The sequence below is a fragment of the Sphingomonas sp. Leaf343 genome (assembly GCF_001423765.1).
In the GTDB taxonomy this organism is placed as follows: Bacteria; Pseudomonadota; Alphaproteobacteria; order Sphingomonadales; family Sphingomonadaceae; genus Sphingomonas.
Genome location: NZ_LMPG01000012.1, coordinates 1 through 23526 on the forward strand (window position 1 = coordinate 1; position 23526 = coordinate 23526).

Genomic DNA, 23526 nt, shown 5'->3' on the forward strand with positions numbered 1-23526 from the left:
GGCGACCACCTCAACAACCCGTCCGGGCCGCCGCTGCGGTGAAACCCATCTAGGACAACACCCCATGCCCGTCAAACCCTTTCTGTCAGAAATGTGCAAAAAAGATCCGACAGGCCCATTCCTCCGTCAGCGGCGCTCCTCCTGAGCGCTGGAGGCTAGTCGGCGGATCGTTCGATCCTGACGAGCAGCGTCCCCTCCGTCACCTGTCCGCCGGACTGCGCCGACAAGCCTGCCACGGTTCCAGCGAACGGTGCCACGAGTGCGTGTTCCATCTTCATCGCTTCGAGCGTCACGAGCTTCTGGCCCATGGCGACCTCCTGCCCCTCGGCAACATCGACGGCGATGATCCGGCCGGGCATCGGCGCGAGAATGGCGCCGTCTGCCGCCCCGCCGACAGCCGCGCCGTCGACTCGCCAGCGTCCGAGTTCCCAGACCTGCCCCCCCTCGGCAATCAGTACGCGGTCCTCGCCGGTCGAATCGGCCGCACCTTCGGCGAAGTCGATTTCCAGAGGCTGACCGTCCAGCAGGAACCAGCCATGGCGCTTCGGTCCGGCGTTGAGGCGGAAACCACCGCCCTCCCCGCTCAAGGACGCCGCCGCATCGGCGAGCGCCTCGTCACTGGGCAAGGGGGGCGGCATCAGCGCCTCGCCTTCGCGGGCGATCAGGCCGGTGTCGACGGTGCCGGCAACGAAGTCGGGATGATCCAGCGCCTCGACGAGAAAGCCGGCATTGGTGCGAACCGGCCATATCACCGCCTCGTCCAGCGCATCGGCCAGTGTTTCGCGCGCCTCCTCTCGGGTCGCAGCATGGGCGATGAGCTTCGCGATCATCGGGTCGTAGAAGGGCGAAACCTCCGCCCCCTGCTCCACGCCCGTGTCGATCCGGACCGATTCGCCGAGATCGAAGACGTCCAGCCGACCGATCGAGGGGAGGAAGCCCTTGGCCGGGTCCTCCGCATAGAGCCGCGCCTCGATCGCATGGCCGTCGATCGCCAGCTCGTCCTGCGTCAGCGGCAAGGGTTCGCCACTCGCCACGCGGAGCTGCCACTCGACGAGATCCTGGCCGGTGATCGCTTCGGTGACGGGATGTTCGACCTGGAGCCGGGTGTTCATCTCCATGAACCAGACACGGTCGGCCGACAGGCCGGCGGATGCGTCCGCGATGAACTCGATCGTGCCCGCGCCGACATAATCGACCGCACGCGCCGCCTTGACCGCCGCGTCACACACCGCCGCGCGCGTGGCCGGGTCCATGCCGGGCGCGGGGGCTTCCTCGATCACCTTTTGATGGCGGCGCTGCAGCGAGCAGTCGCGTTCGAAGAGGTGGACGATGTTGCCATGCGTATCGCCGAATATCTGCACCTCGATGTGGCGCGGCGACAGGATGTATTTTTCGATCAGCACGCGATCGTCGCCGAACGAGGACGCGGCCTCGCGACGGCAGGAGCCGAGCGCGTCGGCGAAGTCGGCAGCGTCGTCGACGCGGCGCATACCCTTGCCGCCGCCACCGGCGACCGCCTTGATCAGGACGGGGTAGCCGATCGTAACGGCCTCCGCCGCGAGGCGATCGGGCGACTGGTCGTCGCCGAGATAGCCGGGCGTCACGGGGACGCCGGCGGCGATCATCCGCGACTTGGCGGCATCCTTCAGTCCCATCGCGCGGATCGAATCGGGGCGCGGGCCGACCCAGACCAGCCCCGCCGCGATCACCGCTGCCGCGAAGTCGGCGTTTTCCGACAGAAAGCCGTAACCGGGGTGGATCGCCTCCGCCCCCGTGTCGCGCGCCGCAGCGAGGATGCGGTCGCCGACGAGATAGCTCTCGCGCGCCGGCGACGGACCGATGCGCACGGCTTCGTCGGCGAGGCGAACGTGGAGTGCGCTCGCGTCCGCGTCCGAATGGACCGCGATCGTGCGGATGCCCAGTCCGCGCGCGGTGCGGATGATGCGACAGGCGATCTCGCCGCGATTGGCGATGAGGAGCGAAGCTATCATGCTGAAAAGCCTTGTGAGGCGAAACCGAAGTGGAGGAAGTGGAGGCGCCGGACGGGGTTCCTCCACTTCGCACCGAACCGATCGATGCGGCACCGCCGGCGCGGGCTCGCGATGTGCGGCATGGCGGCGCGATCATAGCGATCGCGACCGGTGTAGGACAGCATCAGCGCGCCTCGCAGCCGGTCGACCGCTGCGACCAGGTGACGTTCAACACCTTCCAGCGGCCCTGCTCGCGGATCAGGTCGAAATGGTTGACGCCGCAGTGATTGGCCTTGCCGTCGACGGTGAAGACATAGGGCCCCCAGACCATCGCGATATCGCCGTCGACCTCGATCGCCGGGTCGGGCATGCGCTCCGCCAGCGTCTCCGTGCCGGGCTTGATGCCACTCGCGAACTCGGCCCAGCTCAGGTGACGGATCGTGCGGTCGCCGTCGGCGCGCTCGACGACGACGGTCGCGCCCCCCTCCGACCGGGTGTCGGCGACGATCGCCGCGCCATCCCGCGTGCCGACCGCCGCGAGTATGCGGTTGACGGGAGCCATCACCGATGCGGCATCCGGGTCCGTGTAGGGGAGCGGGTTGGCCGGGGGGAGCTTGTCGGATTGCAGGAAGAGGAGGAGGAGCGGGAGGATCATGACGTACTCCTAAATCCTCCCCGAGCTTGTCTCGGGGAGGGGGACCATGCGAAGCATGGTGGAGGGGCGGGCGGGATGCTGAGTAAACCGGGCAAGACCGTCAAACGAGCGCGAGCGTTGCGACGGACGATGACGTTGCCGGAGGTCGTTCTGTGGCAGGTGCTTCGCGACCATCCGGGCGGGCTGCGGTTTCGCCGCCAGCATCCGGCGGGCGCATACGTGCTCGACTTCTACTGTGCTGCGGCGCGGCTCGCGATTGAAGTCGACGGCGAGGTTCATGCGCGGGGTAACATGCCCGAGCGCGATGCCGTTCGCGATGCGATATTGGCGAAACACGACATCGCGACGCTGAGAGTGCCGGCGCGAGATGTGCTGGAGGATATGGACGCGGTCATGCGGCAGATCGTTTCGCACGCCGGCGCGCGCCTGCCCCTCCGTCACGCCGACGGCGTGCCACCTCCCCAAGCCGAGCTTGGGGAGGAATAGCGAGCCGAATTCCCCCGTCACATCCGGAACACGCCGAAGCGCGCGGCGTCCGGCACGGGCGCGTTGAGGCAGGCTTCGAGGGCCAGCCCGAGCACGTCGCGCGTCTGGATCGGGTCGATCACGCCGTCGTCCCACAACCGCGCGGTCGCGTGGTAGGGGTTGCCCTCATCCTCGTATTTGCGGCGGATCGGGGCCTTGAACGCCTCCGCTTCATCCGGCGTCCAATTTTCCGCATCGCGGTGGACGGTCGCCAGCACGGAGGCCGCCTGCTCGCCGCCCATCACGCTGATCCGCGCATTCGGCCAGGTGAACAGGAAGCGCGGCGAATAGGCGCGGCCGCACATGCCGTAATTGCCCGCGCCGAAGCTGCCGCCGATCAGCACCGTGATCTTCGGCACGCTGGCGGTGGCGACGGCGGTGACCAGTTTCGCGCCGTGCTTGGCGATCCCCTCCGCCTCATACTTGCCGCCGACCATGAAGCCGGAGATGTTCTGGAGGAACAACAGGGGGATACGCCGCTGGCAGGCGAGTTCGATGAAATGCGCGCCTTTCTGCGCGCTTTCGCTGAACAGCACGCCGTTATTGGCGAGGATCGCGACCGGCATGCCATGGATATGCGCGAAGCCGCAAACGAGCGATGCGCCGTAGAGCGCCTTGAACTCGTGGAACTCCGATCCGTCGACCAGCCGGGCGATGACGTCGTGCACGTCATACGGCGCGCGGACATCCTGCGGCACGATCCCGTACAAATCCTCGGCCGGGAAGCGCGGTTCGACGGGGGCGCGCAGGTTCACGTCGGGTTCGCGCTGCGGCGGCAGCGTGGCGACGATGTCGCGGACGATCGTCAGCGCATGCTCGTCATTCTCGGCGACGTGATCGACGACGCCGGATCGACGGCCGTGCGTGTCCGCGCCGCCCAGCTCCTCGGCGGAGATGATCTCCCCCGTCGCCGCCTTCACCAACGGCGGGCCGGCGAGGAAGATCGTACCCTGATTGCGGACGATCACGGTTTCGTCGGACATGGCAGGGACATAGGCGCCGCCGGCGGTGCAGCTGCCCATCACGCACGCGATCTGGGGAATGCCGAGCGCGGACATGTTCGCCTGATTGAAGAAGATGCGCCCGAAATGATCGCGGTCCGGAAAGACCTCCGCCTGATGCGGCAGGTTCGCACCGCCGCTGTCGACCAGATAGATGCACGGCAGCCGGTTCTCCTGCGCGATCTCCTGCGCGCGGAGGTGCTTCTTGACGGTCAGCGGATAATAGGTGCCGCCCTTCACGGTGGCGTCGTTGCAGACGATCATCACCTGCCGGCCCGAGACGCGCCCGATGCCGCAGATCAGGCCCGCGCCGGGCACTTCGCCGTCGTATAAGCCGTTCGCGGCAAGCTGGCCGATCTCCAGAAACGCGCTGCCTGGATCGAGCAGGCGCTCGACCCGGTCGCGGGGGAGCAGCTTGTTGCGCGCGGTATGGCGGTCGCGGGACTTCTCGGGGCCACCCAGCGCGAAGGTCGCGACGCGGGCACGGAGGTTCTCGGCCAGCGCGCGGTTGTGGACAGCGTTGGCGCGAAATGTTTCGCTGTCGGGCGAGAGGGTGGTGGCGAGGACCGCCATCAACTCCTCCCCGGTACGGGGAGGGCGCAGCCACAGGCTGACGGCCCCTCCACCAGCTTCGCTGGTCCCCCTCCCCGTGCCGGGGGGGATCGATGCGGCGGCCTCACTGCGCCACCTTCTCGGCGGCACCGATCAGTTCGCGGCCGATCAGCATCCGGCGGATCTCGTTCGTACCCGCGCCGATATCGAGCAGCTTCGCGTCGCGCAGGAAGCGTTCCACCGGCCAGTCCTTGGTGTAACCGGCACCGCCGAGCGCCTGCACCGCCTCGCCGGCGACCTTGAACGCGTTCTCGCTGGCGAGCAGGATCGCACCCGCCGCGTCGAAGCGCGTCGTCTTGCCCGCATCGCACGACCGCGCGACCGCATAGACATAGGCGCGGGCGGAGTTCAGCGCGACGTACATGTCGGCGACCTTGGCCTGCATCAGCTGGAACGTGCCGATCGGCTGGCCGAACTGGCGACGCTCGCGAATATAGGGCAGCACCACGTCGAGGCACGCCTGCATGATGCCGAGCTGGATGCCCGCCAGCACCGCGCGCTCGTAATCGAGGCCGCTCATCAGCACGCCGACGCCGCCATTTTCCGGCCCCATCACGTTTTCGGCCGGAACCATGCAGTCGTCGAACACCAGCTCGGCGGTGGGCGACCCACGCATGCCCATCTTGTCGATCTTCTGGCCGATCGAGAAACCGGCCATATCCTTTTCGATCAGGAAGGCGGTGATGCCGCGGCTCCCCTCCCCCGTCTTCGCGTAGACGACCAGCGTGTCCGCATAAGCGGCGTTGGTGATCCAGAACTTCGTGCCGTTCAGGCGGAAGCCGTCGCCGGTCTTCTCCGCGCGCAGCTTCATCGACACGACGTCGGACCCCGCCCCGGCCTCCGACATCGCCAGACTGCCGACATGCTCGCCGGAGATCAGTTTGGGGAGGTACTTCGCCTTCTGCTCGGCATTGGCCCAGCGCGCGATCTGGTTGATGCAGAGATTCGAGTGCGCGCCGTAGCTGAGCCCGACCGAGGCGGAGGCGCGGCTGACTTCCTCGCACGCGACGACATGATCGAGATAGCCGAGGCCAAGTCCGCCATCCTCTTCGGCGACGGTGATGCCGTGCAGGCCGAGTTCGCCCATCGCCGGCCACAGCTCGATCGGGAAGCGATCCTCCGCGTCGATCGCGGCGGCCAGCGGCGCGATGCGCTCGCTCGCGAAACGGCGCGTGGTGTCGCGGATCATGTCCGCGGTTTCACCCAGCGCGAAGTCGAAATCCTGCATGCCCTCTCCGTATTTTCGTCCAGCCCTAGACCGACACGAAGATGAGGCCAAGTCGTATCAGAAGAAACGATCGATCACGGCGCGGGTCAAGCGCGCGGGGCGGTGAGTCGTGGCGTCGATGCAGCACCAGCTCGACTTCACCTCCGCCAGCACTTCCTCGCCGCGGCGGATAACGGTGTCGTAAAAGGCACGCGCGCCCTGCACCTTTTCGAGGATGACGGTGGCGATGACTTCGTCGTCGAGGAAGGCGGGCTTGCGGTAGGTGATCTCGTGACGGAGAGCGACCCACAGATGCGCCGCAACCGCCTCTGCCGGCGCCAGTTTCTGCCAGTGGCTGATGACGGCTTCCTGGACCCATTTCAAATAGCTGGCGTTATTGACGTGACCCATGAAATCGATGTCCGAAGGATCAACGTCGATGGCATAGGCATGGGGCAAGGTCGTCATGGCCGGATCATAACACGGACGTCGCGTCCGCGCTAACAGCAATGTCAGCAAATGGCAGGCTGTGCGAGTATACAGCCGAGCAGGGAGCCGAACGATCATACGGGGGAAATTCCATCTTTTCGGGCTGTTGGCGACGCTGTCGCTTGCCGGATGCAACCGGCACCAGTCCGCGCTCGCCCCCTTCGGCGTCGAGGCGAGTTCCACCCGCGACCTGACGATCGTGCTGCTGGTCGGCGCGGTCGTGATCGCGGTCGGCATGTCGCTGCTGATCCGGCACGCGATCCGGACGCCGGGCGAGCGGCTGACCCATCATCAGGGCATGAAGCTGGTGCTGTGGGCGGGCGGCGTCGTGCCGACGATCCTGCTGTTCACGCTGCTGGTCACGTCGCTGCCGGCGATGCGGCCCCTGCCCACCACGCGCGCCGAACTGACGATCGATGTCGAGGGGGAACAATTCTGGTGGCGGGTCGCCTATCGCCCGCTCAACGCCGCGCCAGTCGTCTCCGCCAACGAGGTGCGGGTTCCGGTCGGGCGAACGGTGGCGCTGAAGCTGATGGGCGGCGACGTGATCCACAGCTTCTGGATTCCCGGTCTGGCCGGCAAGATGGACATGATCCCCGGCCGCACCAACACGCTGGTCGTCCGCGCGACGAAGCCGGGGCGGTTTCGCGGCGTCTGCACCGAGTTTTGCGGATTGAGCCATGCGCTGATGGCGTTCGACGTGGTGGCGCTGGAGCCGGCGGCGTTCGACCGCTGGCTGACGGCGGAAGCCAAGCCGGCGGCGGGCGGTAACGCGCTGTTCGCGCAATATGGCTGCGGCGGCTGTCATGCGATCCGCGGCACCGGAGAGGCGGGCGCGATCGGCCCCGACCTGACGCATTTCGGGGCACGCCAGACGCTGGCCGCCGGCGTGCTGCCGATAACGACGGCGAACGTCGCCGGCTTCATCCGCCACCCGGAAAAGACCAAGCCGGGCGTCCGCATGCCCGCCTTCGACCACATGCCACCGGCCGACGCCGTCGCGCTCGCCCGCTATCTCCAAGGGCTGAAATGAGCGACCAGAACGACCTGACCCTGCGCGCCGAGCAGGAGGAGCGGCTGCGTGCCGTATGGAAACCGCCCGAGGGGCTGTTCCTGCGCTGGACCGACGTCAACAACAACCGTGTCGGCGTCTGGTACACGCTGACCGCCTTCGCGTTCATGCTGTTCGCGGGCGTGCTGGCGCTCATCATGCGGACGCAGCTTGCAGTGCCGGAGAACGACCTGGTCTCCGCAAACACCTTCAACCAGCTGTTCACGCTGCACGGCTCGATGATGATGTTCCTGTTCGCCGTGCCGATGTTCGAGGCGGTGTCGATCATCCTGCTGCCGCAGTTGCTGGGGGCGCGCGACCTGCCGTTCCCGCGGCTGTCGGCGTTCGGGTACTGGAGCTTCCTGCTGGGCGGCGTCTTCGTCGGCGGGTCGATCTTCTTCAACGCCGCGCCCGACGGCGGCTGGTTCATGTACCCGCCGCTGACCACGCGCACCGATCTCTCGGGGCTGGGCGCGGACATCTGGATGCTGGGCCTCAGCTTCATCGAGGTGTCGTCGGTGGCGGCGGCGGTGGAGCTGATCGTCGGCGTGCTGAAATGCCGCCCGCCCGGCATGCGGCTGAACCTGATGCCGCTCTACGCCTGGTACATCCTCGTCGTGGCGGTGATGATCCTGTTCGCCTTCCCGCCGCTGATCGCGGGCGACCTGCTGTTCGAGATGGAGCGCCTGCTCGGCTGGCCGTTCTTCGATGCCGCAAAGGGCGGCGATCCGCTATTGTGGCAGCATCTGTTCTGGATCTTCGGTCACCCGGAGGTCTACATCGTCTTCCTGCCGTCGATCGCGCTGTTCGCGATGCTGATCCCGACGTTCGCGCAGCGGCATTTGCTCGGCTATCCGTGGATCGTGCTGGCGGCCGTGGGCACCGCATTCCTGAGCTTCGGCCTGTGGGTCCACCACATGTTCGCGACGGGGCTGCCGAAGATCAGCCTCGCCTTCTTCTCCGCCGCGTCCGAAGCGGTGGCGATCCCCACCGGCATTCAGGTGTTCGCGTTCATCGCAACCCTGTGGGCGGGCCGCGTGATCTGGTCGACGCCGCTGCTGTATGCGGTGGGATCGATCGCGATCTTCACGATCGGCGGGCTGACCGGCGTGATGGTCGCGATCGCGCCGTTCGACTGGCAGGCGCACGACACGTATTTCGTCGTCGCGCACCTTCATTACGTGCTGATCGGCGGCACGCTGCTGCCGCTGTTCGGCGGGCTCTATTATTACTGGCCGCTGATTACCGGCAAGAAGCTGTCCGACCGGATCGGGCGGATCGCGTTCTGGGTGATGTTCGCCGGGGCGAACCTCGCCTTCTTCCCGATGCACCTGTCGGGGCTGGAGGGGATGCCGCGACGCGTGTTCACCTACCCGGCCGAACTCGGCATCGGCGGGCTGAACATGGCGTCGACGGTCGGCGCGTATCTGTTCGCGACCGGCGTGCTGATGGTGTGCATCGACCTCGCCTTGTCGCCGACCCGGCCGAAGGGCGTCCGCAATCCGTGGAACGCCGGCACGCTGGAATGGCTGGCCAAGCCGGAGGACGAGAATTGGGGCATCCGGTCGGTGCCCCTGATCGAGAGCCGCTACCCGATCTGGGACCAGAAGGATTTCGTCGCCAAGGTCGACGAGGGTCGCTTCTTCCTGCCCGACGCGGAGGAGATGAAGCGCGAGACGATCGTCACCACCGTGCTCGACGCTCGCCCGTTGCAGGTGGTGCGCCTCGGCACGCCCAGCTTCATCCCGATGGCGACGGCGGTGGCGCTGGGCAGCGTGTTCATCCTGACGACCTATCACCTCTACTGGTGGTCGCTGGCGGGAGCGTTCGTGACGCTCGGCTGCGTGCTGACATGGCTGTGGACGGGGACGGCGATCATCCCGGAGAAGCCCGAGAAGTCGATCGGCCACGGCATCGTCGTGCCGCTGTATATCTCCGGTCCCTCGGCCAGCGGCTGGTGGGCGATGTTCATCACGATGCTGGCCGACGCCACCGCCTTTTCGGGCCTCGTCTTTGGCTACTACTTCTACTGGACCGTGCATCCCGATTTCCCTCCGCCCGACGCGGCGGGGCCGGGCGTGTTCTGGCCGATGGTCGCGATGGGCACGCAACTCGCCAGCTGGGCCGCGACGGTGGTCGCGCGGGAGGTGCATGCGCGGGGTCAGGTGCTCGTAGCACGCGGCCTCCTGGTCGTCGGGATCGTCCTGACGCTCGCCAGCCTGCTCGCGGGACTGGCCGGGCCGTGGTTCACCGGTCTGAACCCCGTCGACCATGTCTATCCGGCGATCGTCTGGGTGCTGGCGATCTGGACGGCCGCGCATGCCGGGGTCGGCGCGATCTGTCAGGGCTACACGCTGGCCCGCAGCATCGCCGGCAGGATGACGCCGCAATATGACGCGGACCTGCGCAACATCACCGTGTTCATGCACTTCCTCGCGCTGACCGCTGTCGTCACCTACGCCACGATCGGCCTGTTTCCGGGGGCGGCGTCGTGAAGCGCCTGCGTGAACGCATTGCCGGGCTGCGCGTCACGCTGTGGACGCTGATCGTGCCGCCGAGTATGTGGGCAGGCCATTTCCTGTTCTCCTACCTTTGGGCGGCGCTCAACTGTGCGAAGGTCGGCGAGTTCGCGACCTTCCCGACGCTGTTCGCCGTCGGCACGGCGATCGCGCTGGCGGTGATCGTCGCGGCTGGCTGGGTCGCGCACGTTCAGGCCAACCGCAAGGGCGACACGCCGCCCCATGATTCGGGAACAGAGATCGACCGTCTCCGCTTCCTCGCCACGGCGACCGTGCTGCTGGCGGCGCTGAGCTTCATCGGCGTCGTGTTCACCGCGATGCCGGTCATCTTCCTGACGGATTGCCGATGAAGCACGCTGCGTTGATCGCGGGACTGGTCCTGCTGCCGCTCGGCTGGGCGGCGGCGATCGTCGGGGGCATGACCGGGCATATGGCCGGGCACATGATCGCCGTCGCGGTCGCGGCGCCGTTGGTGGCGTGGGGGCTGCACGGTGGCCGCCTCGATCCTGCCGCGCGCTGGCCGCGCACGCTCACGCCGATGGCGATGATGCTGGTGGAACTGGTCGTCGTATGGGGATGGCACGTCCCGTCAATGCGCGCGCTGGCGGATGGCAGCGGCGTGTGGCTGGCGGTCGAGCAGGTGAGCTTTCTCGCCGCCGGACTGTTGCTCTGGAGCGCGGTGTTCGCGCCGGGCCACCGTGCTGGCGGCATCGGCGCGCTGCTGCTGACATCGATGCACATGACGTTGCTGGGCGCGCTGATCGGCCTCGCGCCGCGTCCCCTGTACGCGTCGATGGATCACGGGATGGAGGATCAGCAACTGGGCGGCGTGGTGATGCTGATGATCGGCGCGGCGAGCTATTTCGTCGGCGGGCTGGCGATGCTGGCCGGACTTCTGAAGATGCGGGAGGAGCCGGCATGACGCTGAGGATCACCTGGAAGCGCGTCGGCGCGACGCTGCTGACGCTGTTCGCGGCGGGGATGCTGTTCGCGTGGTCGGGGCTGTTCAACGTCGCCGCGTCCAGCGGGCACTGGCCGGTGACGGACTGGTTCCTGCACTGGGTCATGCGCAATTCGGTGAAGACGCACGCGGCCTTCTCCGCGCCGGACGATCCGCGCGCGCAGCAGGAACTGGTCAGCGCGGCGGGCCACTTCGCCAATGCCTGCGCCTCGTGCCACGGTGCGCCGGGCCGTCGTCCTTCACCCGTGATGCAGGCGGCGACGCCCCCCGCCCCCGATCTGGCGGTGAACGCGAAGGAATGGACGGACAAGCAACTGTTCTGGATCCTGCAACACGGCGTCAAATACAGCGGCATGCCTGCCTGGGGCGCGCCGGAGCGGCCGGACGAGATTCGCCGCATGGTCGCCTTCGTCCGCCGGCTGCCGACGATGAGCGTCGCCGAATACCGCTCGCTGACCGAAGCGACCGCCGGCGCTGGCGCGGCCGGGGTCAAGGATGGCGTGCTGGCGGGATGCGCCGGATGTCACGGTGCGGACGGCCGCGGGCGCGGCCAGCCGGACATTCCGGTGCTCGGCGGGCAAAGGCCCGAATATCTGCTCGCCGCCCTCCGTGCCTATGCCGACGGCACGCGACACAGCGCCGTGATGGGCAACGCCGCCGCCATCTTGTCCGACGCGGAGATGCGCGCACTGGCCGGTCATTTCGCGGCGATGCCGGGGACCGGCGCGACCGCTCCGGCCGGCCCGGCGGCAGCGCAGCGGATCGTGGAGAAGGGCCTGCCCGAGATCCAGCTCCCGGCCTGCGCCAGCTGCCACGCCGCCGGCAAGGGATACCCCGTGCTGAACGGCCAGCGGGCCAGCTACATCGCCCAACGCCTGCGCCAGTGGCGGGGCGAGAAGGAGGTTGTCGATGCCCGCAAGAGCCACGCGACCATGCCGGTCATCGCGCGGCGCATCCCCGCGGACATGATCGATCCGCTGGCGGCGTATCTGGCCGGGGAACGACGATAGGCCGTTCTGCCGAGGCTGCGCCCTGCCCACCTGCTCCACCCCGGCGAACGCCGGGGTCCAGTTGCGGTGAAGACGGTGAGTCTCACTGCCTGCGCGGCAACTGGGCCCCGGCCTCCGCCGGGGAAGTGTGAGTAAAGCAAACGCTCTGCAACTCCCGGCGCGCACAGCGGCAGATCACCGATCCCCTTCCCCGCCAAACCACGTTAACACGGCATCCAAACGAGAGAGGATTCGCCGATGACCGCAGACCTGTTTCCGGTGCCAGAGACGTGGGCGACACAGGCCAGGATCGATGCGACAGGATACGAGCGGCTCTACACGGCGGCGAAGGACCAACCCGACGCGTTCTGGCTGGAACAGGCGAAGCGGCTCGACTGGATCGATGCTCCCCGAAAAGCCGGCGACTGGTCGTTCGACGAGGCAGACTTCCATATCGACTGGTTCGCGGACGGCACCCTCAATGCCGCCGCCAACTGTCTCGACCGGCATCTGGCCGAGCGCGGCGATCAGGTTGCGATCATCTGGGAACCGGGCGTTCCGGCCGAGGAACCGCGCCGCTTCACCTATCGCGAACTGCATGCGGAGGTCTGTCGCTTCGCCAACGTGCTGAAGGCGAACGGCGCGACGAAGGGCGACCGCGTCACCATCTACATGCCGATGATCCCGGAGGCGGCGTTCGCGGTCCTCGCCTGTGCGCGGATCGGTGCTGTCCATTCCGTCGTATTCGGCGGCTTCTCCGCCGACGCTCTCGCCGGGCGCATACAGGATTGCGACTCGCGGATCGTCGTTACCGCCGACGAGGGACGCCGCGGCGGCAAACGTGTCGCGCTGAAGGCGTGCGTCGACGAAGCCGCCACCCGCGCGCCGAGCCTGGAACGCGTCATCGTCGTCAGGGCGACCGGCGGCGATGTGACCATGGGCGATCGCGACGTCTGGTATCACGAGGCCGCCGCGCAGGTGTCGACCGACTGCCCGCCCGAGCCGATGAAGGCGGAGGACCCGCTGTTCATCCTCTACACCAGCGGTTCGACCGGCAAGCCGAAGGGCGTGCTGCATTCCACCGGCGGCTATCTGCTCTGGGCCAGCCTGACGCACGAATGGTGCTTCGACTATCGGCCCGGCGACGTGTGGTGGTGCGCCGCCGATATCGGCTGGGTCACCGGCCACACCTATATCCTGTACGGCCCGCTCGCGAACGGCGCGACGACGCTGATGTACGAGGGACTGCCGAACTGGCCCGACGCCAGCCGCATCTGGCAGGTCGTTGAGCGGCACAGGGTCACCGGGCTGTTCACCGCCCCCACGGCGCTGCGTGCGTTGATGAAGGAGGGCGATGCGCCGGTCACGGCGACCGATCGCTCGTCCCTGCGCATTCTCGGCTCGGTCGGGGAACCGATCAATCCGGAGGCGTGGCGCTGGTATCACGAGGTCGTCGGCGAGGGTCGCTGCCCCATCATCGATACGTGGTGGCAGACGGAGACGGGCGGCGCGCTGATCGCCCCCCTGCCCGGCGCGACCGCGCTGAAACCGGGGTCTGCGACCAGACCCCTGCCCGGCATCTTCCCGCAACTGGTGGACGAGAAGGGCGAGGTGCTGGAGGGCGCGACGTCGGGCAATCTCTGCATCACCGGCAGCTGGCCGGGACAGATGCGGACCGTCTGGGGCGATCACGACCGCTTCTTCCAGACCTATTTCACGACCTATCCGGGCAAGTATTTCACGGGCGACGGCTGCCGCCGCGACGAGGACGGCTATTACTGGATCACCGGCCGCGTCGACGACGTCATCAACGTGTCCGGCCACCGCATGGGCACCGCCGAGGTCGAGTCGGCGCTGGTGCTGCACGCCAAGGTCGCGGAGGCGGCGGTCGTCGGCATGCCGCACGAGGTTAAGGGTCAGGGCATCTACGCCTATGTCACGCTGAACGGCGGCGTCGCGGCGAGCGACGAACTGTCCGCCGAGCTGAAGCAGTGGGTCCGCCGCGAGATCGGGCCGATCGCCACGCCCGACGCGATTCAGTTCGCGCCGGCCTTGCCCAAGACGCGATCGGGCAAGATCATGCGGCGCATCCTGCGCAAGATCGCGGAGGGCGATACCGGCGCACTCGGCGACACCTCGACGCTGGCCGATCCGGCGGTGGTGGACGATCTGGTGGCGAACCGCATCGGTTAGACCTATCTGCACCGGATGGATCACCCGTCATGAGCGTCGCCTTCCGCCGGGAAAGCGACGAGGAACATCTGGAGCCGCGCTTCGAACTGCCGATCCCGCCGGGACCCAATCGGGTCACGGCGGCGGGTCCGGCGCTGATCGCCGGCACGATTGCCGATCTGGAGGCGCGGATCGCCGCCGCCTCGACCGAGGACGCCGTGCCGCTGCTGCGCGAGTTGCGCTACTGGCGGACGCGCGCGGCGACGGTGGAGGTCATGGCGCTGCCCGAGGACGACGAGGTCGGGATCGGCAGCCGGGTCACGTTCGCGCTGAACGGAGTTCAGCGCACGCTGGCGATCGTCGGGCATGACGAGGCGAACGGCGACACGGCGATCGGCTTCGCCGCCCCGCTGGCGCGCGCGGTGATCGGGTTGCAGGCGGGCGAGACGGCGGATTTTCAGGGTCGCACCGACGCGATCCGCATCCTGTCGGTGGAGAATCGATAATGGCCGAAAAGTTCGAACGCCACCGCCAGCCGTGGAAGACGGAGGAGGTGCAGAAGCTGCACCAGCTCGCCAAGAAGGGCATGGCGCTGAAGGCGATCGCCAAGGCGCTGACCCGCAGCGAGGAATCGGTGAAGGACCGCGCCAAGGCGGACGGGCTGTCGATCGCGAAACTGCGGTGAGCGATGTCATATAATCCACCCCGGCAGAGGCCGGGGTCCAGGCTCAGCCAGCGCCCTGGGTCCCTCTGCCTGCGCGGCAACTGGACCCCGGCCATCGCCGGGGTGGAGGGGAGTTCGCAGCGTATTGGCTCGACCCTTCGTCGGTGACCCAAAGCTACGACGCCATCGTCCTCGGCGCTGGGGCCGCCGGCCTGTTCTGCGCGGCCACCGCCGGCCAGCGCGGGCGCAGGGTGCTGCTGATCGATCACGCCGACCGGGTGGGCAACAAGATCCTGATTTCCGGCGGCGGGCGGTGCAACTTCACCAACGTCGACGCGGCGCACGACCGGTACATCTCCGCCAACCCACATTTCGCCCGCTCCGCGCTCGGCCGCTACACCGCCGCCGATTTCGTCGCGCTGGTCGATCGCTATGGGATCAGGTGGCACGAGAAGACGCTCGGCCAGCTCTTCTGCGACGGCTCCGCGCGGCAGATCGTCGACATGCTGCTGGAGGAATGCGCGATCGGCGGCGTCGAGATCGCGCTCGGCCGGCCGGTGCACGACGTGGCGCATGACGGCCGTTTCCGCATTACGGTCGGCGACCGAATCGTCACCGCACCCGCGCTGGTGATCGCCACCGGTGGGCCGTCGATTCCAAAGATCGGCGCGACCGACTTCGCCTATCGCCTCGCGCGCCAGTTCGGGTTGAAGCTGGTCGAGCCGCGCCCCGCGCTCGTTCCGCTGACGCTCGGCCCGGACGAGGCGCTGTTCCGCGACCTCGCCGGCGTTGCCGCGCCGGTGATCGCACGCGGCGACGGACCGGGCTTCGCGGAGGCGGCGCTGTTCACCCATCGCGGCCTGTCCGGCCCGGCGATCCTGCAAGCCTCCAGCTACTGGCGTCATGGCCAGCCGGTCGCGATCGACTTCACCGGCGGTCGCGGCGCGGAGTGGCTGGTCGAGGCCAAGCGCGCCAATCCCCGCGCCTCCGCCACGAAAACGCTGGCGGCCGCCCTGCCCGGCCGCCTCGCGGAGGCACTGGCGGAGCGGCTGACGCTGCCCGGCAATCTCGCCGATCAGTCCGACAAGGCATTGCGGAACGCAGGACAGCGACTGGCGGAGTGGCAATTCCGCCCGAACGGCACCGAAGGCTATGCCAAGGCGGAGGTCGCGGTCGGTGGCATCAGCACCGCCGAACTGTCGCAAAAGACGATGGAATCGAAGAAAATACCCGGACTTTATGCGATCGGCGAGGCGGTCGACGTGACCGGCTGGCTGGGCGGATATAATTTTCAGTGGGCTTGGGCGAGCGGTTGGGCTACAGGCCAATCCCTATGATCGGTTTGCCGATGCGGCACCGACACCCCATATCCCAGGCCTTATGATCCCCGAAAACCTGCCCCCGCTTCTCGCCGAGGCGCTTAGCGCGCGTGGCTACGAAACCCTCACCCCCGTTCAGGCTTCGGTCGTTGCCGACGATGCGAAGGGCCGCGATCTGCTCGTGTCCGCGCAGACCGGCTCCGGCAAGACGGTCGCCTTCGGCCTCGCGATGGCGGACGAGCTCATGCCGGACGGCACGCTCGATCGTCCCGCCGCGCCGCTCGCGCTGGTCATCGCCCCGACCCGCGAGCTCGCGCTTCAGGTCAGTCGCGAGCTGATGTGGCTCTACGCCTCTGCCGGTGCGCGCATCGCCACCTGCGTCGGCGGCATGGACGCCAGCCGCGAGCGGCGCTCGCTCAATCAGGGCGTGCACATCGTCGTCGGCACGCCCGGCCGCCTGCGCGACCATCTGGAACGTGGCGCGCTGAACCTCGCCGCGCTGCGCGTCGCCGTCCTCGACGAGGCGGACGAGATGCTCGACATGGGCTTCCGCGAGGATCTGGAGCAATTGCTCGACGGCACGCCGGAGACGCGGCGGACATTGCTGTTCTCGGCGACGCTGCCGCGCCCGATCGTGGCGCTGGCCCGCACCTATCAACGGGATGCGCTGCGTATCTCGACGGTCGGTGAGGATCGCGGCCACGGCGACATCGAATATCAGGCAATGGCCGTGCCCCCGTCCGATATCGAGAATGCCGTCGTGAACCTGCTGCGCCTGCACGAGGCGGAGACGGCGATGCTGTTCTGCGCCACGCGCGACAATGTCCGTCACCTCCACGCCAGCCTGCTGGAACGTGGCTTCGCCGCCGTCGCACTGTCGGGCGAGCATTCGCAGAACGAGCGTAACGCCGCGCTTCAGGCGTTGCGCGACCAGCGCGCCCGCGTCTGCGTGGCGACCGACGTCGCCGCGCGCGGCATCGATCTGCCCAGCCTGTCGCTGGTCGTTCATGTCGAACTGCCGCGCGATGCAGAGACGCTCCAGCACCGCTCGGGCCGTACCGGTCGTGCCGGTCGCAAGGGGACCGCGGTCCTGATCGTCCCCTATCCCAAGCGTCGCCGCGTCGACATGATGCTGCGCAGCGCCCGCATCGCGGTGACGTGGACGCCGGTGCCCAGTGCCGACGACATCCGCGCCGCCGATCGCGAGCGCCTGCTGACGCAACTCGCCGAGCCGGTGGAGCTGGACGAGGAGGACAACGCGCTCGGCCTGCGCCTGCTCGAACAGCGCGAGCCGCACGAGATCGCGGCGATGCTGGTGCGCCTGATGCGCAGCCGCCTGCCCTCGCCCGAGGAGATGCTCGAATCGTCCGAGCCCGATCGTGGTCAGCGCGGTGGCGACACCCGCACCGGCGAACATCGTCCCGGCTTCGACGATACCGTGTGGTTCAAGATGGACATCGGTCGCCGCCAGAACGCCGACCCACGCTGGCTGTTGCCGCTGATCTGCCGCCGTGGGCATGTCACCCGCGACGAGATCGGCGCGATTCGCATCGACCAGAACGAAACCCGCGTGCAGATCCCGCGCGCGGTCGCGGCGAAGTTCGCGGCTTCGGTTGCGAAGACCGCCGGTCAGGGCAACGACGAGAGCGGCATCACGATCATTCCCGCCGATGGTCCGCCACCACAGGCTCCGCGTGGTGCAGGCGCGGGACCGCGTGGTCGCAAGCCCAACGGTCCGCGTCCGGCGAGCTATTCGGCCCGTCCGACCCGACCGAAGCGTTGAGCCGTCACCGGCCGGGCTTCGGCCCGGCCGGTCGTTCCGGTCACGCCGGCGTCAGCAGCCCCTCGCGCGCGATCTTCTCTCGCCACACCAGCGGCGCGAGCTGGTGCACGTTCTGCCCCGCGCTATCGACCGCGACAGTCACCGGAAAGTCGCTGACCTCGAACTCGTAGATCGCCTCCATTCCCAGATCCTCGAAACCGACGACCTTGCTGCCCTTGATCGCCCGCGCGACGAGATAGGCCGCGCCGCCGACCGCCATCAGATAGGCCGACTTCGCCTCGGCGATCGCCTCGGTCGCCGCCGGGCCGCGCTCCGCCTTGCCGACCATCGCGAGCAGGCCCTGATCGAGCATCATGCGCGTGAACTTGTCCATCCGCGTCGCGGTGGTCGGGCCGGCGGGGCCGACCACTTCCTCGCCGACCGGATCGACCGGCCCGACATAATAAATGACGCGCCCCGCGAAATCCACCGGCAGCGACTCACCACGCGCCAGCATGTCCGCGATCCGCTTGTGCGCCGCATCGCGCCCGGTCAGCATCTTGCCGTTGAGCAACAGCCGGTCGCCATGCTTCCACGTCGCCACCACCTCTGGCGTCAGCGTGTCGAGGTCGACGCGGATCGCCGCCTTGTCCGGCGTCCAGTTCACCTGCGGCCAGTCGCTCAGCTTGGGTGCCTCCAGATAGACCGGCCCGCTGCCGTCCAATGTGAAATGCGCATGCCGGGTCGCCGCGCAATTGGGGATCATCGCCACCGGCTTCGACGCGGCATGCGTCGGCCAGTCGAGAATCTTGACGTCGAGCACCGTCGACAGCCCGCCGAGCCCCTGCGCGCCGATGCCGAGCGCGTTCACCTTGTCCATCAGCTCGATGCGCAAAGCCTCGATATCGTTGCGCGGCCCGCGCGCCTTCAACTGCCCCATGTCGATTGCGCCCATCAGCGATTCCTTGGCGAGCAGCATCGCCTTTTCCGCCGTCCCGCCGATGCCGATGCCCAGCATGCCGGGCGGGCACCAGCCCGCGCCCATCTGCGGAATCATCTCCAGCACCCAGTCGACGATTGAATCGCTAGGGTTCATCATCTTGAACTTGGACTTGTTCTCCGAGCCGCCGCCCTTCGCCGCGACGTCCACCGACACCTTCGATCCCGGCACCATCTCGACGTGCAGGACGCTCGGCGTATTGTCCTTCGTATTGCGGCGGGTGAAGGCGGGATCGGCCAGGATCGACGCGCGCAGCTTGTTCTCCGGGTGCAGATACGCGCGCCGCACACCCTCGTCGATCACCTCCTGCAGGCCGAGATTGCTCTCCAGCCGGCAATCCTGCCCCCATTTGACGAACACGGTGACGATGCCCGTGTCCTGACAGATCGGGCGATGCCCCTCCGCGCACATCCGGCTGTTGGTCAGGATCTGCGCGATCGCGTCCTTGGCCGCGGGCGACTGCTCCGCGTCATACGCCTCGCCGAGCGCGCGGATATAATCCATCGGGTGATAGTAGCTGATGAACTGGAGCGCGTCGGCGACGCTCTCGATCAGGTCGGTTTCGCGGATCGTGACGGTCATGTCCCGCGCTTTAGCGGCACCGCGTCCGGCGATGCAATCGCCGCGCCGCGTTGCCGATGCGACGCAGCATCCTGTTAACGTCGCGCGTGGTAGCGCGGCGGGATGTCGTCCGATCCCTTTTCCGACACCGTCCCCGTACCGTTCGCGGTGATGCTGGGCGTTGTCGAGGACGAACGGACCAGCCGTCGGGACGCCGCGCGGCTGGCGCTGGTGGCCGTGGCATGGCCGGCGGCGCTCGCCGCGCTGATGGTCGCCGCGATCGTCCGGCTGGTCGCGGACGGGGCGAGCAGGAATACGGCGTTGGGGACGGCGTGGCTGATGGTCGGCACCGCCGCCGTCTTCGCCGTCGTCCGATTGGCGCGCACGATACCGCCGCATCGCCGCATCCGCGCCCTGACGTTCGCCGCCGCCGCGGTCGGCTCGGCGCTGCCTCCGCTGATATGGGATGGCGGCACGATGGCTGGGAACGACCGGATCGCCTGTCTGGTCGCGTTGATCGGCGCCGGCTGGCTGGCGGGCATCGTTCTCGCGCCCGTCCGCGTCGCCGCCCTCGGCTATGCCGGCGGCGCGGCCGTGGCGCTGGCGATCTGCGCCGGCGGTGGCTGGCCGGCGCTGTCGGCGGCGGCGCTGGTGGTCGTCGCCGGGGGGCTGACGCTGCGGCTGGTGCAGGCCGATCACGCTGCCGCCGTCGCCAACGATCTCGCCCATGGCGAGGGGCGCTTCGCCGCCAAGATGGTCGCCGAGTTCGAGGGCCAGGGCACCGGCTGGTTCTGGGAGGCCGATCGCACCGGCCGCGTCACATACCTGTCCGGCAAGGTCGCCGCGGAGATCGCCGCATTCGGCCCGCATCCGGTCGGGCGCGCGCTGACCGAGATCTTCCGCATGGACGCCGCCACGCCCGGTACGGAGCGGACGCTGGCGTTCCATCTGTCGTCGCGCACCTCGTTCAACGACTATTCGGTCTGCGCGGCCGGCGACCGGCGCGGCGCGCATTGGTGGTCGATCAGCGGCCGGCCGGTGCTGGACGATCTCGGCCGCTTCTCCGGCTTCATCGGCTCGGGCGTCGACCTGACCGAGAAACGCCGGTCGGAGGCGGAGATCACGCGGCTCGCCCTGTTCGACGGGCTGACCGGCCTCGCCAATCGCCAGCGGATGCGCTTCTCGCTCGACAAGACGCTCGCGCCGCCGCCCGGCCAGCGCCGTCCGGCGGCGTTGTTCCTGATGGACCTAGACCGGTTCAAGGCGGTGAACGACACGCTCGGCCATCAGGCGGGCGACGAATTGCTGAAACAGGTCGCGCAGCGGCTGCTGCGGGAGATCGGCGACAAGGGGCTGGTCGGCAGGCTCGGCGGCGACGAGTTCAAGGTGTTGCTGCCCGGCATCGATTCGCGGCCGGCGCTCGCGGAACTGGCGCGCGCGGTCATCCTCGCGCTGTCGCAACCCTATTCGGTCGGCGGCACCTCCGTCACGATCGGCTGCTCGATCGGCGTCGCGCTCGCGCCCGACCACGGCGAGGACGCGGAGACGCTGGTCCGCAACGCCGATCTCGCATTGTATGCGGCCAAGGCCGACGGGCGTGGCGTCCATCGCTTCTATTCGCCCGACATGCTCGCGGGCGCCCGCAGCCGCCAGCAACTGGAGGACGACCTTCGCCAGGCGCTGGCCACCGGCGGGCTGCACATCGCCTATCAGCCTGTGGTCGATACCGGCGACGAGCGCATCGTCGGCTGCGAGGCGCTGGTCCGTTGGACGCATCCCGAACGCGGGCCGATCTCGCCGGCGGAATTCATCCCGGTCGCCGAGGAATGCGGTTTGATCGAGCAACTCGGCGAATGGGTGCTCCGCACCGCTTGCCTCGATGCGGCGGAATGGCCGGCGGACATCCGCGTCGCGGTCAACGTCTCGCCCATCCAGTTCGCCAGCGCGCAGCTTCCCGCGCTCGTCACCAGCGCCCTTGCCCGCTCCGGCCTCGCCCCGGCGCGACTGGAGCTGGAGATCACCGAGGGCGTCTTCCTCGACGAGACGAGTTCGTCGGACCGCATGTTCCGCGCGCTGAAAGGTATCGGGGTCCGGCTGGCGCTGGACGATTTCGGGACCGGCTATTCGTCGCTCGGCTATCTCCGCACCGCGCCGTTCGACAAGATCAAGATCGACCAGAGCTTCGTGCGGGGGGCCGCCCAGCCGGGCAATCGCAACGCCGCAATCATCCGCGCGATCGTCACGCTCGCGGACACGCTGGGAATGGAGACCACTGCCGAAGGGTGCGAGGTGCAGGACGAGGTCTGGCTGATGCGCGACCTGGGGTGCAGCCACATCCAGGGCTATGTCTACGGCCGCCCGATGCCGCCGGCGGACATTGCCATCCGGCTCGCTGCCGACAACGGCCGGACCGCGACATCCGGCTACCGCATCAGCCGCGCCCCCCGGACCCGCATGCTGCGCGCCGCCCGCATCGCGATCGACGGAGTCGAAGGCGACGTCCGTCTGCGTGACATCTCCGCGACGGGTGCGATGATCGACGGCATCGCGGTCGATGGCCCGCCTGGCGATCTCGACGTGCTGATCGAACTCGTGAAGGACAGGATGATCGCCGCCAAGCTGCGCTGGGCCGTGGACGGTCGTGCGGGCATCGAATTCCTCCACCCGATCGACGTCGACCTCGTCACCAACGCGCCGCCGCGGACGCTTCGCCGGACGGGATGACGCCTGATCCGGAGCGGCGGCAGATAAGTTCCTCGAATCGTAAATTATTTTCGCACATTGCGATGAATTGTGGCCGGACAGGGTTAAGCCGATCGGGCCAACCTATGTCAGGAAAAAGCCGATCGCGTACAGCGCCTCATGATCCAGACGGTTTTTCTCGCCGCACTCGTTGCGACGCCCGCCACCCTGCCCGCCCAACTTCGTGCCGCCCGGGCGGGTGACACGATCACCCTGCGCGAAGGTCGTTACGGAACCGTATTGGTCGTCAGGCGGCAGTTCGGTCGCCGGGTCCGCGTGGACGCGCGCAGCGCGGTCTTCACGGGTATCACGATGCGCAACGTGACGGGGATGGAGTGGCTGGGCGGGACGATTATCGGCCCGCGGCTGCAGTCCTTCGGGGTATCCATCGTCGATTCGCGCGACATTCTGGTGTCGGGCATGCGGATCACCGGGCCGGCCGTCGGCGTCGCGATGGCGCGCTCGACCGATATCGATATCGTCGGCAACAGCTTCGACGGCGTCCGGTCCGACGGCGTCAATATCGCGATGTCGCAACGCGTCCGGATCACCGGCAACGCCTGCATCAACTTCAAGCCGATTCGCGCGATCTATTCGTCCGACGGGCGGCTGCTCGTCGACGGCGACCATTCGGACTGTATCCAGGGCTGGTCGCGTCGCGGCTTCCGGCCGACCAGCGACATCACCATCACCGACAATGCCGCGGAGGGAGAGATGCAGGGCATCAGCTTCTTCGATCCCGGCCAGGGCGGCTATGACCGCATCACCGTCCGCAACAACGATCTCAATCTCCGCTACTGGAACGGCATCGTGATCTGGGAGGGGCGCAACTCGCTCGTCACCGGCAACCGCGTTCGCACCATTCCCGGTGCCCGTGCGCTCAACTGGCCATTCCAGTTGATCGGCACCTGGATCTACACGACCGGGCGCAGCAATCGGGTGTGCGGCAACGTCGTCGAATCCTATCCGGACGGCGAAGGTACCGCGCGCTGCTGAGCCGGCGCGCGGCCGCACAGCCCCGTTTACGATCGATTAATTATTTTCGTTCGCGCTGCGTTCCCTTGCGGATCGGCGGCGCGGCGCAAATCCGCGCGTCGCGGCGATGCGGCATCGAACCGATGATGATGCGATCTGCGGTTTCGGCAAATCGGACTTGCCTCTCAGGCGGCTTTGCCACAATCTCTGGGGGTAAGCGACGGATCGGGACCCTATAGCTGGTGTGATCGTTGATGGACCCGGGACGGCACGAATGCCCCCGGCGATATTGCGATGGCCGCGATGATCGCATTTTGTTCTCCACCGCCTGATGGCATGGGTGTAGGCTAAG

General features: G+C 67.9%; 19 protein-coding genes. 13 read left to right on the top strand and 6 right to left on the bottom strand.

Annotation, left to right across the window (positions count from 1 at the left end):
* Positions 1-155: 155 nt before the first annotated feature.
* The gene (locus ASG07_RS09490; RefSeq protein WP_055845106.1) at positions 156-1991 is read right to left on the bottom strand and encodes an acetyl/propionyl/methylcrotonyl-CoA carboxylase subunit alpha; all 1836 of its coding nucleotides are present in this window, start codon (positions 1989-1991) and stop codon (positions 156-158) included.
* Positions 1992-2154: 163 nt separating this feature from the next.
* The gene (locus tag ASG07_RS09495) at positions 2155-2625 is read right to left on the bottom strand and encodes a hypothetical protein (protein ID WP_055845109.1); all 471 of its coding nucleotides are present in this window, start codon (positions 2623-2625) and stop codon (positions 2155-2157) included.
* Between the two features lie 75 nt (positions 2626-2700).
* Between ASG07_RS09495 and ASG07_RS09500 the strand changes: the two genes are divergently transcribed.
* The gene (locus ASG07_RS09500) at positions 2701-3111 is read left to right on the top strand and encodes an endonuclease domain-containing protein (protein ID WP_055845112.1); all 411 of its coding nucleotides are present in this window, start codon (positions 2701-2703) and stop codon (positions 3109-3111) included.
* Between the two features lie 17 nt (positions 3112-3128).
* On the opposite strand, the gene ASG07_RS09505 is transcribed toward ASG07_RS09500, so the two are convergent.
* The 3 genes from ASG07_RS09505 to ASG07_RS09515 form a co-directional block, all read right to left on the bottom strand.
* Complete coding sequence (locus ASG07_RS09505) at positions 3129-4724, bottom strand: carboxyl transferase domain-containing protein (protein ID WP_055845115.1); 1596 nt, start codon at positions 4722-4724, stop codon at positions 3129-3131.
* Between the two features lie 103 nt (positions 4725-4827).
* Positions 4828-5991, bottom strand: a complete 1164-nt coding sequence (locus tag ASG07_RS09510) for an isovaleryl-CoA dehydrogenase (RefSeq protein WP_055845118.1) — start codon at positions 5989-5991, stop codon at positions 4828-4830.
* Between the two features lie 57 nt (positions 5992-6048).
* Positions 6049-6438: an acyl-CoA thioesterase gene (locus tag ASG07_RS09515; RefSeq protein ID WP_055845121.1), complete on the bottom strand. Its 390-nt coding sequence runs from the start codon at positions 6436-6438 to the stop codon at positions 6049-6051.
* Between the two features lie 127 nt (positions 6439-6565).
* Here ASG07_RS09515 and ASG07_RS09520 point away from each other — a divergent pair, with 127 nt between their 5' ends.
* The 10 genes from ASG07_RS09520 to ASG07_RS09565 all read left to right on the top strand — a co-directional run bounded on the left by ASG07_RS09520 (position 6566) and on the right by ASG07_RS09565 (position 17917).
* Positions 6566-7492 carry a cytochrome c oxidase subunit II gene (locus tag ASG07_RS09520; RefSeq protein ID WP_236694630.1) on the top strand — a complete coding sequence of 309 codons (927 nt, stop codon included), beginning with the start codon at positions 6566-6568 and terminating at the stop codon, positions 7490-7492.
* Positions 7489-10005 carry a cytochrome c oxidase subunit I gene (gene ctaD, locus ASG07_RS09525; RefSeq protein ID WP_055845124.1) on the top strand — a complete coding sequence of 839 codons (2517 nt, stop codon included), beginning with the start codon at positions 7489-7491 and terminating at the stop codon, positions 10003-10005. Before ASG07_RS09520 ends, ctaD begins: the two co-directional genes overlap by 4 nt.
* Positions 10002-10379 (top strand): hypothetical protein, encoded by a 378-nt coding sequence (locus ASG07_RS09530; RefSeq protein ID WP_055845127.1) that lies wholly within the window; start codon positions 10002-10004, stop codon positions 10377-10379. Before ctaD ends, ASG07_RS09530 begins: the two co-directional genes overlap by 4 nt.
* Complete coding sequence (locus ASG07_RS09535) at positions 10376-10951, top strand: cytochrome c oxidase assembly protein (RefSeq protein WP_055845130.1); 576 nt, start codon at positions 10376-10378, stop codon at positions 10949-10951. Before ASG07_RS09530 ends, ASG07_RS09535 begins: the two co-directional genes overlap by 4 nt.
* Positions 10948-12000, top strand: coding sequence for a c-type cytochrome (locus ASG07_RS09540; RefSeq protein ID WP_055845133.1), 1053 nt, complete (start codon positions 10948-10950; stop codon positions 11998-12000). Before ASG07_RS09535 ends, ASG07_RS09540 begins: the two co-directional genes overlap by 4 nt.
* 237 nt (positions 12001-12237) lie before the next feature.
* Positions 12238-14172 (top strand): acetate--CoA ligase, encoded by a 1935-nt coding sequence (gene acs, locus ASG07_RS09545; protein WP_055845136.1) that lies wholly within the window; start codon positions 12238-12240, stop codon positions 14170-14172.
* A 29-nt stretch (positions 14173-14201) separates the two neighbouring features.
* Entirely contained in the window at positions 14202-14657 is a 456-nt protein-coding gene (locus ASG07_RS09550) for a GreA/GreB family elongation factor (RefSeq protein WP_055845139.1), read from the top strand.
* Positions 14657-14836, top strand: coding sequence for a hypothetical protein (locus ASG07_RS09555; protein WP_055845142.1), 180 nt, complete (start codon positions 14657-14659; stop codon positions 14834-14836). Before ASG07_RS09550 ends, ASG07_RS09555 begins: the two co-directional genes overlap by 1 nt.
* 143 nt (positions 14837-14979) lie before the next feature.
* Positions 14980-16152 (top strand): NAD(P)/FAD-dependent oxidoreductase, encoded by a 1173-nt coding sequence (locus ASG07_RS09560; RefSeq protein ID WP_055845146.1) that lies wholly within the window; start codon positions 14980-14982, stop codon positions 16150-16152.
* Between the two features lie 43 nt (positions 16153-16195).
* A complete protein-coding gene (locus ASG07_RS09565) occupies positions 16196-17917 on the top strand; it encodes a DEAD/DEAH box helicase (protein WP_055845148.1) in 1722 nt (573 codons plus the stop codon).
* A 40-nt stretch (positions 17918-17957) separates the two neighbouring features.
* Here ASG07_RS09565 and ASG07_RS09570 read toward each other — a convergent pair whose 3' ends face one another.
* Positions 17958-19478, bottom strand: a complete 1521-nt coding sequence (locus tag ASG07_RS09570; RefSeq protein WP_055845152.1) for a fumarate hydratase — start codon at positions 19476-19478, stop codon at positions 17958-17960.
* A 102-nt stretch (positions 19479-19580) separates the two neighbouring features.
* Here ASG07_RS09570 and ASG07_RS09575 point away from each other — a divergent pair, with 102 nt between their 5' ends.
* A complete protein-coding gene (locus tag ASG07_RS09575; RefSeq protein ID WP_055845154.1) occupies positions 19581-22181 on the top strand; it encodes an EAL domain-containing protein in 2601 nt (866 codons plus the stop codon).
* A gap of 138 nt (positions 22182-22319) precedes the next feature.
* A complete protein-coding gene (locus ASG07_RS09580) occupies positions 22320-23195 on the top strand; it encodes a right-handed parallel beta-helix repeat-containing protein (RefSeq protein WP_055845158.1) in 876 nt (291 codons plus the stop codon).
* Positions 23196-23526: the final 331 nt, after the last annotated feature.

Excerpts from the sequence above, each read along its gene's own strand:
- ASG07_RS09490 (WP_055845106.1), bottom strand. The coding sequence starts at position 1,991 with ATGATAGCTTCGCTCCTCATCGCCAATCGCGGCGAGATCGCCTGTCGC.
- ASG07_RS09495 (WP_055845109.1), bottom strand. The coding sequence starts at position 2,625 with ATGATCCTCCCGCTCCTCCTCCTCTTCCTGCAATCCGACAAGCTCCCC.
- ASG07_RS09500 (WP_055845112.1), top strand. The coding sequence starts at position 2,701 with ATGCTGAGTAAACCGGGCAAGACCGTCAAACGAGCGCGAGCGTTGCGA.
- ASG07_RS09505 (WP_055845115.1), bottom strand. The coding sequence starts at position 4,724 with ATGGCGGTCCTCGCCACCACCCTCTCGCCCGACAGCGAAACATTTCGC.
- ASG07_RS09510 (WP_055845118.1), bottom strand. The coding sequence starts at position 5,991 with ATGCAGGATTTCGACTTCGCGCTGGGTGAAACCGCGGACATGATCCGC.
- ASG07_RS09515 (WP_055845121.1), bottom strand. The coding sequence starts at position 6,438 with ATGACGACCTTGCCCCATGCCTATGCCATCGACGTTGATCCTTCGGAC.
- ctaD (WP_055845124.1), top strand. The coding sequence starts at position 7,489 with ATGAGCGACCAGAACGACCTGACCCTGCGCGCCGAGCAGGAGGAGCGG.
- ASG07_RS09535 (WP_055845130.1), top strand. The coding sequence starts at position 10,376 with ATGAAGCACGCTGCGTTGATCGCGGGACTGGTCCTGCTGCCGCTCGGC.
- ASG07_RS09540 (WP_055845133.1), top strand. The coding sequence starts at position 10,948 with ATGACGCTGAGGATCACCTGGAAGCGCGTCGGCGCGACGCTGCTGACG.
- acs (WP_055845136.1), top strand. The coding sequence starts at position 12,238 with ATGACCGCAGACCTGTTTCCGGTGCCAGAGACGTGGGCGACACAGGCC.
- ASG07_RS09550 (WP_055845139.1), top strand. The coding sequence starts at position 14,202 with ATGAGCGTCGCCTTCCGCCGGGAAAGCGACGAGGAACATCTGGAGCCG.
- ASG07_RS09555 (WP_055845142.1), top strand. The coding sequence starts at position 14,657 with ATGGCCGAAAAGTTCGAACGCCACCGCCAGCCGTGGAAGACGGAGGAG.
- ASG07_RS09565 (WP_055845148.1), top strand. The coding sequence starts at position 16,196 with ATGATCCCCGAAAACCTGCCCCCGCTTCTCGCCGAGGCGCTTAGCGCG.
- ASG07_RS09570 (WP_055845152.1), bottom strand. The coding sequence starts at position 19,478 with ATGACCGTCACGATCCGCGAAACCGACCTGATCGAGAGCGTCGCCGAC.
- ASG07_RS09575 (WP_055845154.1), top strand. The coding sequence starts at position 19,581 with ATGTCGTCCGATCCCTTTTCCGACACCGTCCCCGTACCGTTCGCGGTG.
- ASG07_RS09580 (WP_055845158.1), top strand. The coding sequence starts at position 22,320 with ATGATCCAGACGGTTTTTCTCGCCGCACTCGTTGCGACGCCCGCCACC.